The 12,051-nt window shown below is 60.9% G+C and carries 11 protein-coding genes and 1 rRNA gene; 7 read left to right on the forward strand and 5 right to left on the reverse strand.

The window, feature by feature from the left end:
* The first annotated feature begins 92 nt into the window (after positions 1 to 92).
* From rrf to P3C29_RS21625, 4 genes are all read left to right on the forward strand, one after another.
* Positions 93 to 208: ribosomal RNA gene (gene rrf, locus P3C29_RS21610) — 5S ribosomal RNA — on the forward strand.
* Positions 209 to 383: 175 nt separating this feature from the next.
* The gene (locus P3C29_RS21615; protein WP_010177104.1) at positions 384 to 1,043 is read left to right on the forward strand and encodes a paraquat-inducible protein A; all 660 of its coding nucleotides are present in this window, start codon (positions 384 to 386) and stop codon (positions 1,041 to 1,043) included.
* Entirely contained in the window at positions 1,030 to 1,653 is a 624-nt protein-coding gene (locus P3C29_RS21620) for a paraquat-inducible protein A (RefSeq protein WP_201121871.1), read from the forward strand. The genes P3C29_RS21615 and P3C29_RS21620 overlap by 14 nt, the downstream gene beginning before the upstream one ends.
* On the forward strand, positions 1,646 to 3,949 hold the full coding sequence (locus P3C29_RS21625; RefSeq protein ID WP_201121869.1) for an MlaD family protein: 2,304 nt from the start codon (positions 1,646 to 1,648) through the stop codon (positions 3,947 to 3,949). The genes P3C29_RS21620 and P3C29_RS21625 overlap by 8 nt, the downstream gene beginning before the upstream one ends.
* 168 nt (positions 3,950 to 4,117) lie before the next feature.
* On the opposite strand, the gene mksF is transcribed toward P3C29_RS21625, so the two are convergent.
* Genes mksF through mksB form a run of 3 tightly spaced genes read right to left on the reverse strand, consistent with a single transcriptional unit; the run spans position 4,118 to position 8,929 of the window.
* The gene (gene mksF, locus P3C29_RS21630; protein ID WP_275965401.1) at positions 4,118 to 6,958 is read right to left on the reverse strand and encodes an Mks condensin complex protein MksF; all 2,841 of its coding nucleotides are present in this window, start codon (positions 6,956 to 6,958) and stop codon (positions 4,118 to 4,120) included.
* A complete protein-coding gene (mksE, locus tag P3C29_RS21635) occupies positions 6,955 to 7,662 on the reverse strand; it encodes an Mks condensin complex protein MksE (RefSeq protein ID WP_010177099.1) in 708 nt (235 codons plus the stop codon). Before mksE ends, mksF begins: the two co-directional genes overlap by 4 nt.
* Complete coding sequence (gene mksB, locus P3C29_RS21640) at positions 7,652 to 8,929, reverse strand: Mks condensin complex protein MksB (RefSeq protein ID WP_201121865.1); 1,278 nt, start codon at positions 8,927 to 8,929, stop codon at positions 7,652 to 7,654. The genes mksE and mksB overlap by 11 nt, the downstream gene beginning before the upstream one ends.
* A 206-nt stretch (positions 8,930 to 9,135) precedes the next feature.
* Between mksB and P3C29_RS21645 the strand changes: the two genes are divergently transcribed.
* Both P3C29_RS21645 and rimI read left to right on the forward strand, forming a co-directional pair.
* Positions 9,136 to 9,873, forward strand: a complete 738-nt coding sequence (locus P3C29_RS21645) for an energy transducer TonB (protein ID WP_275965450.1) — start codon at positions 9,136 to 9,138, stop codon at positions 9,871 to 9,873.
* Positions 9,866 to 10,318 carry a ribosomal protein S18-alanine N-acetyltransferase gene (rimI, locus tag P3C29_RS21650; RefSeq protein WP_003214382.1) on the forward strand — a complete coding sequence of 151 codons (453 nt, stop codon included), beginning with the start codon at positions 9,866 to 9,868 and terminating at the stop codon, positions 10,316 to 10,318. The genes P3C29_RS21645 and rimI overlap by 8 nt, the downstream gene beginning before the upstream one ends.
* A gap of 9 nt (positions 10,319 to 10,327) precedes the next feature.
* Here the strand turns inward: rimI and P3C29_RS21655 are convergent, their stop codons facing one another.
* Positions 10,328 to 10,732, reverse strand: coding sequence for a hypothetical protein (locus tag P3C29_RS21655; RefSeq protein ID WP_010177096.1), 405 nt, complete (start codon positions 10,730 to 10,732; stop codon positions 10,328 to 10,330).
* Between the two features lie 151 nt (positions 10,733 to 10,883).
* On the opposite strand from P3C29_RS21655, the gene can reads away from it, so the two are divergent.
* The gene (can, locus tag P3C29_RS21660) at positions 10,884 to 11,528 is read left to right on the forward strand and encodes a carbonate dehydratase (protein ID WP_003214385.1); all 645 of its coding nucleotides are present in this window, start codon (positions 10,884 to 10,886) and stop codon (positions 11,526 to 11,528) included.
* Here the strand turns inward: can and P3C29_RS21665 are convergent.
* Positions 11,525 to 12,049, reverse strand: a complete 525-nt coding sequence (locus tag P3C29_RS21665; RefSeq protein ID WP_201121864.1) for an SET domain-containing protein-lysine N-methyltransferase — start codon at positions 12,047 to 12,049, stop codon at positions 11,525 to 11,527. The two genes, can and P3C29_RS21665, sit on opposite strands and share 4 nt — an antisense overlap.
* Positions 12,050 to 12,051: the final 2 nt, after the last annotated feature.

Genomic DNA, 12,051 nt, shown 5'->3' on the forward strand with positions numbered 1-12,051 from the left:
ACCGAAAGTTCGATTCTTGCAAACACCGAAAGCTGTCACATACCCAATTTGCTGAAGCGAGGCCAACTGGTCACGACTCAGTACCCGAATTTCTTGACGACCATAGAGCATTGGAACCACCTGATCCCATCCCGAACTCAGCAGTGAAACGATGCATCGCCGATGGTAGTGTGGGGTTTCCCCATGTGAGAGTAGGTCATCGTCAAGATTAAATTCCAGAACCCCTGATTGCTAACGCAATCAGGGGTTTTGTTTTGGGCGGTCGAAAAGTTACGCGTAGCACCATGCTTGATCTGCGGCGGCGCCCCGACAAATTTGCACAGTTATTTCTGAACCAGAACACTAGAATAGGCACCTAATCTTTTTCAGAGTCCGAGCCCTATATGCCCGACCCGGTTGATACCCTTGAGGTGTCAGACTTACCGCTGGACGAACTGGTGGCATGCCATGAGTGCGACTTGCTGATGCGTAAGCCAGAGCTTGCCCGTGGTGAAAAGGCCCAATGCCCACGCTGCGGTTACGAGTTGTACGCGCACCGCCACAACGTCGTGGAGCGGAGCCTGGCTTTAGTGCTTGCCGCGCTGTTGTTGTACGTCCCCGCGAACTTTTTACCCATCATGCAGCTCAATCTACTCGGGCAGTCTTCGCAGGACACCGTATGGACCGGCGTTGTTGGCCTGTTCGACACCGGCATGCAAGGCGTCGCCGTGGTGGTGTTCCTCTGCAGCATGGGCATTCCATTGCTCAAGCTCCTGTGCCAACTGGCGGTATTGCTAAGCATCCGCTGGAACATTGGTCGCAGCTACGGCCTGCTGTTCTACCGCATCTACCATCACCTGAAGGATTGGGGAATGCTCGAGGTCTACCTGATGGGGGTGCTGGTGGCGATCGTAAAACTGGCTGACATGGCCTCCATCACCGTCGGGCTGGGCCTGGCCTGCTTCGTAAGTCTGTTAATGGTCCAGGTGCTGCTGGAGGTGGTGATGTCACCTCACCAGATCTGGGAAGCGCTGTCAGGAGAGGACGCTCATGCGGGCGATTGATGCGGGCATTCTGATCTGTACGGAATGCCACGAGTTGAACAAACAAGACCCGGACGCCGACGAGCAAACCTGCACCCGTTGCGGTGCGTTGGTCCACGCTCGCCGTCCGAACAGCCTGACACGCACTTGGGCGCTGCTCATCACCGCGGCCATCTTGTACATCCCGGCCAACCTGTTGCCGATCATGACCGTCAGCTCCCTGGGCCAGGGCGATCCGAGCACCATCATGTCCGGCGTGATCCAATTGATGCAGCACGGCATGTTCCCCATTGCCGCGGTGGTGTTTATTGCGAGCATCCTGGTGCCAACCTTCAAGCTGGTGGGCATCGGCCTGCTGCTGTTTTCAGTGCAACGTCACCAGCCACTTTCCGCGCAACAACGCATTATCATGTACCGCTTTATCGAGTTCATCGGCCGCTGGTCCATGCTGGATATCTTCGTGATCGCCATCCTGGTGGCGGTTGTAAATTTTGGGCGACTTGCCAGTGTCGAGGCCAATCTCGGTGCCGTGGCGTTCGCCAGTGTGGTGATCTTGACGATGCTTGCCGCAGTAACTTTTGATCCCCGACTGATTTGGGATAACACGGAGTCGGACGACGACCATGAGTGATTTGCCTAAGGCTAAAACCCGCCCAGCTTCGAACTGGTCGGCCATTTGGGTGCTGCCCCTGATTGCCCTGATCATCGGCGGCTGGCTGGGATGGCGTGCCTACAACCAGCAAGGTATCGAGATTCAAGTTCGCTTTGAAAGTGGCGAAGGTATCCAGGCCAACAAGACCGAAGTGGTCTACAAAGGCATGTCTGTGGGCAAGGTCAAAGCCCTGGCCCTGGATGACGAAGGTAACAATCGCGGGGTGATTGCCACCATCGAGATGAACAAGGACGTCGAGCAATACCTCAAGACCAACACCCGCTTCTGGCTGGTTAAACCGAGTGTCAGCCTGGCCGGTATCACCGGCCTGGAAACCCTGGTCTCGGGTAACTACATCGCCGCCAGCCCGGGCGATGGTGAGCCGACACGCAAGTTCAAGGCCCTGTCCGAAGAACCGCCTTTATCCGACGCCAAGCCCGGCCTGCACCTGACCATCAAAGCTGATCGCCTCGGCTCGCTGAATCGTGGCAGCCCGGTGTTCTACAAACAGATCCAGGTGGGCCAGGTCAAAAGCTACCTGCTCTCCGAGGACCAGACCACCGTTGAGATCAAGGTCTACATCGAACCGACCTACGCCAGCCTGGTGCGCAAACACACGCGTTTCTGGAACGCCAGCGGCATCAGCATCGACGCCAACCTCTCCGGTGTAAAAGTCCGCAGTGAGTCCCTGGCCAGCATCGTTGCCGGCGGTATCGCCTTCGCCACGCCAGAGAACCGCAAGGACAGCCCGCCGACCGACCCAAGCCTGCCGTTCCGCCTATACGAAGACTTCGACGCCGCCGCCGCGGGCATCAAGGTCAAGGTCAAACTCACCGACTTCGAAGGCCTTCAGGCTGGCCGCACGCCAGTGATGTACAAAGGTATCCAGGTCGGCAGCCTGAAAACCCTGAAGATCGACCCGGACCTGTCCAGCGCCAATGCCGAGCTGACCCTCGACCCACTGGCCGAAGACTACCTGGTTCAGGACACCCAATTCTGGGTGGTCAAACCGTCCATTTCCCTGGCCGGCATCACCGGGCTGGAAGCCCTGGTGAAAGGTAACTACATCGCGATCCGCCCCGGCGACAAGGGCAGTGCGCCACAACGGGAATTCGTGGCTCGGGCCAAGGCGCCGCCACTGGACCTGCGTTCCCCCGGCCTGCACATGGTGCTGTTCACCGACAACCTCGGTTCCCTGGATGTGGGCAGTCCGATCCTCTACAAGCAGGTCAAGGTGGGCTCCGTGCAGAGCTACCAGTTCTCCCGCAAGTCCAAGCAACTGGTGATCGGTGTCCACATCGAGAAGGAATACGAAGGGTTGGTCAACGGCTCGACGCGTTTCTGGAATGCCAGCGGCGTGACCCTGACGGGTGGGCTGACTGGCGGTATCCAGGTGAAAAGCGAATCGTTGGCCAGTCTGATGGCAGGCGGTATCGCCTTCGAAACCCCGGAGCAGAATGTGCCGCTGAAAAAGCGCATCCCGCGTTTTCGCTTGTTCGCGGATCGTGAGGCCGCCAACCAGCACGGTACGCTGGTGACCATCAAGGTCGACCGCGCCGATGGCTTGCGCCCAGGTACGCCGGTGCGCTTCAAGGGCCTGGACGTCGGCAAGATCGAAAGCGTCGACCTGAGTGCCGATATGCAGTCGGTACTGCTCAGTGCGCGCATCACTCAAGTGGCCGACCGCATCGCCCGGGCCGGCAGTCAGTTCTGGGTGGTCAAGCCTGAGCTGGGCCTGATGAAAACCTCCAACCTTGAAACCCTGGTGACCGGCCAGTACATCGAAGTACAGCCGTCAGCGAAAAACGCCGGCCCACAAAAGAGCTTTGTCGCGTTGGACAAGCCACCAGAGGCTGTACATCAGGAGGAAGGCCTCAGCCTGGTACTCAGCGCCGCACGCCGCGGCTCGTTGAAGGAAGGTGTGCCGGTCACTTACCGCGAAGTCACCGTAGGCAAGGTCACAGGCTACGAGCTGGGCCAGACCGCCGACCGCGTGCTGATACACATCCTGATCGAGCCCAAATACGCGCCGCTGGTGCGCAGCGGCAGCCGGTTCTGGAACACCAGCGGCTTCGGTCTCGACTTCGGCCTTTTCAAGGGCGCGACGGTGCGTACCGAGTCCCTGGAGACCCTGGTTGCCGGCGGCATCGCCTTTGCCACGCCAGACGGCGACCGCATGGGCAACGCCGCTCGACCGCAGCAAACCTTCCCGCTGTTCGACAAGTTTGAAGACGAATGGCTGACCTGGGCCCCTAAAATCCCACTCGGCAAATAGACCGAGGCGCGGCCTTCCCGAGCAAGCCCGCTCCCACATTTGACCGAGTTCCCCCTGAAGGAGCCCGATTGAATGTGGGAGCGGGCTTGCTCGCGAAGAGGCCCTCAAGAACACAAAAAAGGCCGCGATCCAAAAGATCGCGGCCTTTTTGCATTTCAGCGGGGCAGGTTAAACCTCATCCAGCTCCGGCTCATCCGCCTGCACATTCATGGTCGCTTTCACCACATCGTGACGGCGAATGTACTTCCAGTCCGCCTCATCGATGTAGATCCCGTTCGGCCCGCTGCCGCCTTCCAGGTCAATTGCTACCTGAGCGGACACCTGCGGCTTCACACTGGCCAGAATCGGCACGAAGCCCAACTGCAAGCTGGTCTCCAGCAACGCTGCCTGGTTCTTCTCGTCGATGTCCGCGGCCTCGTCGAGGTAGTACGGCAAGCGCACGCGCCCGGCCTGGTCGCGGTCCATCAAGTGCAGCAACAAGTACATGTTGGTCAGCGCCTTGATGGTCATGGTAGTGCCGTTAGAGGCGGCGCCATCGATGTCGGTATGAATGATCGGCTGGCCGTTGACCTTGGTGATCTCGAACGCCAGCTCGAACAAGTCCTTGAGGCCCAACTGGTTGTGGTTGGCCGCTACCAGGCGCGCCAGGTACTCCTTGGCTTCCTCGTTCTTGTTGTCCTGCTCGGCACTCTGGCTGAGGTCGAACACCGAGAGGGTTTCGCCTTCTTCATATTGGCCGGCACTGTGGATGATCTGGTCGATATGCTTGAGGGCTTCCTTGTTCGGCGCGAGCACGATGCGGAAGCTCTGCAGGTTGGAGACCTGGCGCTTGTTGATCTCGCGGTTGAACAACGCCAGCTGGTGCTCAAGGCTGTCGTAGTCACTGCGGATATTGCGCAAGGTGCGCGCGATATCGGTAACCGCCGCACGCCGTGCCTTGCCCAGGGTCAGGGCTTCATCGGTACGGTGCGCGTACGCGTTGATCAGCAGGTGCAGGCGACGCTCCATATCGTCTTCGCTGTCGAACTTGGCCACGCCCTTGAGGCGTACCTGTGCATACAGTGCATCGATCTGACCATCCGCGCGCAGCAAACCCTGCCAGCTGTCCTGATAGTCATTGAGCAGCGGCAGCAGGTTTTCCATGGAGTCGTCGACCGGGTCCATGAATGGCGTACCAAACGGCAAGTCCGCCGGCAGCAACTGGCGACGACGCAACGCGTCATCCAGCGTGCGCTGCTTGGCTTCCATGTCGCCAATCTGGCGGCCCACCAGTTGCAGCTTGGCCGACAGTTGCTGGACGCGTTCGGTGAACGCATCACTGGAGCGTTTCAACTCGTCCTGGGCGGCTTCCATCTGCGCCAGGTTTTCCAGCTTCTCGCCTTCCTCGGCGCTCAGGGTTTGTGCACGACGGAAATCTTCCAGCGCCTTTTGCGCGTCCAGTACCTGTTGGTACAACGCTTCGGTCTGGGTCTTGCTCGCCGCGCGGTCGGCCGCCACGGCTTGCTGGGTTTTCAGTTGCTTGAGTTCTTTTTCCAGGCGCTCTTTCTGGTCGCGCAATGCGGCGCGGTCAGCCAGCGCCTGCAACGCCGGCGGCTCGATGTGCGAGATATCGATGGCCAGCCCTGGTACTTCAAAGCGCTCGCCCTTGAAGCCATCGAGGATCTGCTCCAGGGATTTCACCCACAGGCCGTCCTCGTCCAGCGTGATGCCATGCTCACCCAGCGGCAAGCTGAACAGCGAACTGTTGAACAGGCGCATCAGTCGCTCGACATCCTGCTGCGAGAATTCTTCCCGCAGCTTGGCGTAGCTGTTGTTGTCGGCGTGATCGAGTTGCTGCTTCACCGACTTCAGGCGTTTTTCCAGGTCACGCAGACGCTCGTCCAGATCCTCGGCGCTGAACTGACGCGACTGCGCCAAGGCACCGGCCAATTCATCGTGGGCATCCTTGGCCGCCAGCAGTTGCTGCTCCAGCACCTTGACGTCATCCACCAGCGCGAAGCGATGCTTGAGCACCGACAACTCACCGAGCCAACGCTGAATGCCGCTGATTTCCCGCTCCAGGCGCATCAGCTCCTGAGTGCCGCCGCGCTGGTCGTTCTGCAGCGCGTCTTGCTCGTTGCGGTAATGCTCGGCCTGGATCGTCAGCTCTTCCTTGCGTGCACTGGCGTAGTCCGACCAAGTGCCCAGCAGCGAATCCAGCAGCGGCGACAGGCGATGCAGTTTGCCGCGCAGAATTTCCCGCTGTTTCACGCCATTGGAAAGCGCTTCCACCAATGGCCCGGCGGCCACCAGCGAGTTGTAGTCTTGCTCCATGCGTCGTACATCACGGAAGGCTTCTTCGCACGCCGCGATGTAATCGACACTGCCGGAACGCAGGCTGTGTTCGAACGCATCCAGAAACAGCTGCTTCAACTTGGCGGCGGTAATTTCCCGCATGTGCAGCAAGTTGATAAACAGCGCGCGGAAGGTCTTCAGGCTCTGCTCGCTGGTGGAGCGCAGCGGAATCAGGGTCAGGTCCAGCGGGATCGACGTATGGCCACCCACCAGCAAACGGCGCAGTTCATCGGGCTTCAGCTCATAGGCTTTCAGGCCTTCGCGCTCAAGGTTGGTGAACAGCTCTTTCTGGCGCAGGCAGGTGTCGTTCTTCTGGTAGTGCGCCAGGTCCAGCTTGCCGGCGTAGGCAAAGAACTGGTGACCGAAACCACCGCCCGGGCCGCGCCCGACCACGCCGATCACGTGCGGGCCGTGGGGCAGCGCGACTTCCACCAGGATGTAGCTGGTGTCGGTGGCAAAGTAGAAACGCCGGGACTGTTCCAGGGTGTACTTGCCGAAACTCATGTCCGACATGCGCGCCAGAATCGGGAACTGCAAGGCGTTGATCGAAGCCGATTTACCGAGGTTGTTTGCGCCATACACCGACAGCGGTTCTTCCAGCGGGAACAACCCCAGGCTGTAACCGGCCGTGTTCAAAAGGGCGAAGCGGCGAATGCCGTAGCGTTCCTTGCTCATGCGTCGGTCTCCTGTTCTTCGGCAATGGCACGGGCCAGGGCGTCTTCTTCGCTCTCATCAGAGAAGTCACTGAGATCGAGCGGGTCATCGGTCTTCAGCAGTTTTTCATCGCTGTCTTCGTCGATGATCACCGGGGCCGGCAGCGGCAATACGCTGTGGATGCTCGCGGCGAGATCACGGTCCTGCTGGACCGAGAGGCACACATCGAGGAAGCGGTGCATCGGCGGCAGGAAGCGGTAGATACCGTTCTCTTCACTGGCAAAACCCAGCTGCGTCATACGACGCATGATTTTTTCTTCCAGCTCCTCAACGGTCTGCACTTCGGCCTGGATAAACAGGTCACGGTACTTTTCCAGCAGGGAGGGCAACTCGTCACGGCCCAGGCTGCCACCGTCGAGCACGGCGATCGGGTCGCGGCCCTGGTCGGCCAGGTGCTCGACGATGATGAAGGTGAACAACGCCAGGCGCTGGGCGGTCTTGTTGACCTGCGCGGCGGCCACGGCCGAGTCCGGCACGAAGTAGTAGAAACCCCGGGTGTCGCATACCAGCTCAAAGCCCAGGGCCTTGAACAGCGTGCGGTACTGGTCCTGGAAGTTCGACAGTTGGGCGTACAGCTCCGGGTCGCGGCGGCTGACGTGGTAACCCTTGAACAGCTCGCGAAAGATCGGCGCCAGCTGGGACAGTTCGGATAGATCAAGATGCATTTGGTGTGCTCGCAGAATTCCCGTGCGCATCAATGCTGGCCGGGAGCAGGGCGAATGAGCGCAGGCTGACCTGGTGCTCGTGAGTGTGGTAATCCCGTCGTTCCAGACGTTCACGCTTGAAGCGTTTTTCCCGCGACAGGCGTGAAAACCAATACAGCAACTCGTCGGTTGCGCCGTCCGGCTCCTGCTCCAGCAGCCAGGTCATCAGGTCGGGCATCGGCAGTGCGTCTTCGCAGCGCTCGAGCATTTCCTTGACCGTGCGCGGGGCGCGAGGGGCTTCGCCCTTGTGGGATTTGTGCGCCTTGGGGAAACGCGCCGGCTTCGGTTCGAAGTTGGCCAGGGCGTACACATAGGCTTCGACCTGGCTCGCACTGCCGAGGAAGGTGCTTTGCGGCCGGGTAAACATCGGCATCGCCGCTTGCGGCACCGCGTCCAGGCCCTTGCGCCGAATCGCCGACAGGGCCAGGGCCGCGCCCCGGGTCACGGCGTTGTGCCGGCGTGCTTCTTCACGCAGTGGCAGCAGCAGTTCCCGGGCGTGACGCAAGGTCAACTGGGCGCTGGTCTGCATTTCGAGGATGCGCGCGTGGGTGCGCAGCAGCATGTCGTCGTCCACCAGGTGGCCGAGGCGCTGCTGCTCGGTGAGCATGCGCAGCAGCACGTTTTCGACCTTGCGCACGCCTTGTTCGAAGGCGCCGTCGGCGTTCACCAGCTGGATCATCGGCTCGACGTATTCGTCCCACGTCGCCAGTACTTCGGCGTAGCGCTGGCGCAACGGGATCTGCCGGTCGCTGGTCTTGGCGCGGTCGGCCACGGCCGCAAGGGCTTGCTCGTCGTTGGCGAGTTTTTTCAGCACGTCGCGCACGCGCATGTCCAGCAGGCGCAGTTGGCGCGCCAGGTCATGGCCGTCACGGATGTCGAAGGCGTCCTGGATATAACCCGCCAGGCGCTCAAGGTGGCGCAGGTAGGCTTCGATTTCCAGGCACAGGCCTAGCCGGTGCTCCTTGCGAAGATAAGCCAGGAAGTCGTGGATCTGTGCGTTGAGCTCGAAACGGTTCGGGCTCTTGGCGACAGGCACCAGGATATCCAGGCGAATCCACACGTCCAGCAGGCTGGTGATGTCCTGTGGCGTGCTGTCCAGTTGTTGGGCGGCCAGTTGCGCGCGCAATTCGCTGAGGCTCAGGGTGCCTTGGTCGAAGTGTTCGCACAGTGGCTCAAGCAGGGCCCAGTGTTCGGCGAGGGCGCGCAAGACGCGCTTGGGTTCGATCATCGGAATGGCCGGCTGGTTAGCGATTAAAAGCAGCGATTGTACTGCATCGGTGCCGGGATTTATCCACAGCCGGTCGTGAGGCGCTCGGCGAAACGATCAACTGCGGGCGATCTTCGTCGAAGGGCGGTAGAATCCCTGTCCTTTAGTTATCCACAAGTGGCCGACCTTTGCTTATCGAGTCCCGACGTCGCGCTTACTTGACCGCCATGCAGGTGGTCAACTGGCTGCCGCGCACTGAATTACCGTTCGCCGCACCTTCGCGGCTCGAGCTGCTGGAGGCCCCGGAACCGTTCGAGGCGTTCGAGCCTTCGGGTGAGGAGGCGGCTGCGCCGGTGCCTCTGGTCAAACCCGTGGCAGACGCCCCAGCGGTTCGGCCAAAAGTCGAAGTCCCGCGCCCGTCGCCGGTGGCCAAGCCGGTCGTCGCCGAGGAGGCGCCTGCCGTGGCCAAGGCCCCGGTGGTACCGCCGCCGCGCTTCGCCCTGCAACTGCTGCGGGCCGGGCGTTGCCTGTTGCTGGTAGAGCTGCCCACCGGCGAGCGCTTCCAGAGCCGCGACCCCGCGTATTTGTTGCTCAAAGACATGCTGCGCGCCGCGGGCCTGCCCGACAGTCCGCAAATCGTCGGCGAACCGGTGCGCTGGCCACTGCTGGTCCGGGGCACGATGGACCAGGGCCCGGAGGCCGCGCGGGATTTTGTGCAAGGTTTTGTGTCGGCGCGCCTGGAAGACGAGCCCTGTGTGTGCCTGTGGCTGATCGGCCTGCCCGCCGTGCGGTTTGCCGGCGAAGCCAACGCCGAAGCCTGGTACCGCGAACTGCAGGTCGAGGGCCTCGGCTCCGTCTGGGCCCTGCCGGGCCTGGAACTATTAATGGAAGAGCCACAGCGTAAGGCTGATGTCTGGCAAGCCATGCGCCGGCTGATGGCGCGCTGGAAAAGTACCGATGAGTGAAGCTTTATCCTTCCGCCCGATGACCGAGGCGGACCTCGACGCCGTACTGAAGATCGAATACGCAGCGTTCAGCCACCCCTGGACCCGCGGGATTTTTCTCGACGGGCTGGGCAAGTACCAGATCTGGCTGATGTTCGAAGGTGAGCAGCAGGTGGGCCACGGGGTGGTGCAGATCATCCTCGATGAAGCCCATTTGCTGAACATCACCGTCAAGCCGGAAAACCAGGGCCGTGGCCTGGGTTTGAGCTTGCTGGAGCACCTGATGTCCCGAGCCTACGAGGCCAAGGCGCGGGAATGTTTCCTGGAAGTGCGCGACAGCAACACCGGCGCGTTCCGGCTCTATGAGCGTTATGGTTTCAACGAAATTGGCCGCCGGCGGGATTATTACCCCGCCGTCGGTGGTCGCGAAGATGCGGTCGTGATGGCCTGCACCCTGGTGGATTAACGCGTTGGCCTAGCGGTTTCCGTCCACCGGATCCCGCTCCGCCAGCTCGGCCTCATCCAGGCCATTGCCGCCGCCAATCTCATCTTCATCGACGATGCTCAGGTCCCAGTCGGCCGGTTCACCTTCACCTTCTTCCCGGGCGTCCCGTGCGCCATCCTCGCGGATCAGCGTTTCCGGGCTCATGTCATCATCGGTTGATTCATGATCATCGGTGGACGCCCCGGTCATCCCGGCCTCGCGCACCCGTTCGTCGGGCATCAGATGCTCGCGTTCGCGGGGCGGAATCTCGTCGCCGATCTCGGCCGTGGGCTCTTCCTCGTCAAAATCCAGTTCCCGCATCGAACCCATGCGGTCTTCGTTGTCATCAATCGGCTCCGGTTGGGTGGCGCCGAAAGGACGTCGTGAATCAGTCATGGCGATTCCTCATACTGTGGGGCTTATAGTGTGTGGACAGGCATGGCTCCCCAAGATTCAAGTAATTGCCCGCCGGCTATCTTTATTCCCGGCGTGACCCGGACGGGCGGTCGAGTGTCAAAACTGCGCATCATTCCTGAGGCTTTCCCTGATGAACGAACTACAAGACCTGCTTGATAACAACGAACGCTGGGCAGATGCGATCAAACAGGAAGATCCCGAATTCTTCGCCAAGCTCGCCCGCCAGCAAACCCCGGAATACCTGTGGATCGGCTGTTCCGACGCCCGCGTACCGGCCAACGAGATCGTCGGCATGCTGCCGGGCGACCTGTTTGTACACCGCAACGTGGCCAACGTGGTGCTGCACACCGACCTCAATTGCCTGTCGGTGATCCAGTACGCCGTCGACGTGCTCAAGGTCAAACACATCCTCGTCACCGGCCACTACGGCTGTGGCGGCGTGCGCGCCTCGATGCAGGACAACCAGTTGGGCCTGATCGACGGCTGGCTGCGCACCATCCGTGACCTGTACTACGAAAACCGCGACGTGCTGGCCCAGTTGCCCACGGAAGAAGAACGCGTCGACCGCCTGTGCGAGCTGAACGTGATCCAGCAAGTGGCCAACGTCGGCCATACCAGCATTGTGCAAAACGCCTGGCATCGCGGGCAGAGCCTGTCGGTTCACGGCTGCATCTACGGGATCAAGGACGGTCGCTGGAAAAGCCTGAACACCACCATCAGTGGTTTCGAGCAGTTGCCGCCGCAATACCGCCTGCGCCCGCTGGGTGCGGTCTAAGGGCTTTTGCGCTGGCGCCACTGCTCCATGAACTGCTGACCTTCGGCGTTCAGAGGCTCGTTCATGCCGGTGATCCAGCCTCGACAGTTGAGCTCGCCACATTGGCAGCGAAACTGTCGGAACAACACGTCCTCGGTGTGGGCGTAATCCATGGTCAGCAGGGCGCCGGCGGCAACGGGTTGAACCGACCACAGTTCCAGGTACGTCATGTCGAGGAACACGTTCGGGTTGCATGAGTGCGACAGCAGACCGCTGAACCATGGGTCGTACAAGTGGATGCGCGAGGACATCTGCAACGTATGCAGGCGTCGCTCGCTCAGCGCATAGCCGGACACCTTGGCAATGCACAGGCGGCTGTCAAAGGCGACGCGGGTCTTGATCCCTTCGCCTGAACCGTCCCGTGTACGCACCACCTCGTAGTCGCGGGTGGAGGGGTAGCCGTGTTCGCCCTGCAACATCACAAACGGGTAAAGGCAGTCATTCACGCAGGCGTTAGCCTTATCCATGGCTTGAGTTTTCATGA

It is taken from the genome of Pseudomonas sp. 1912-s, from assembly GCF_029269205.1.
Taxonomy (GTDB): Bacteria; Pseudomonadota; Gammaproteobacteria; order Pseudomonadales; family Pseudomonadaceae; genus Aquipseudomonas.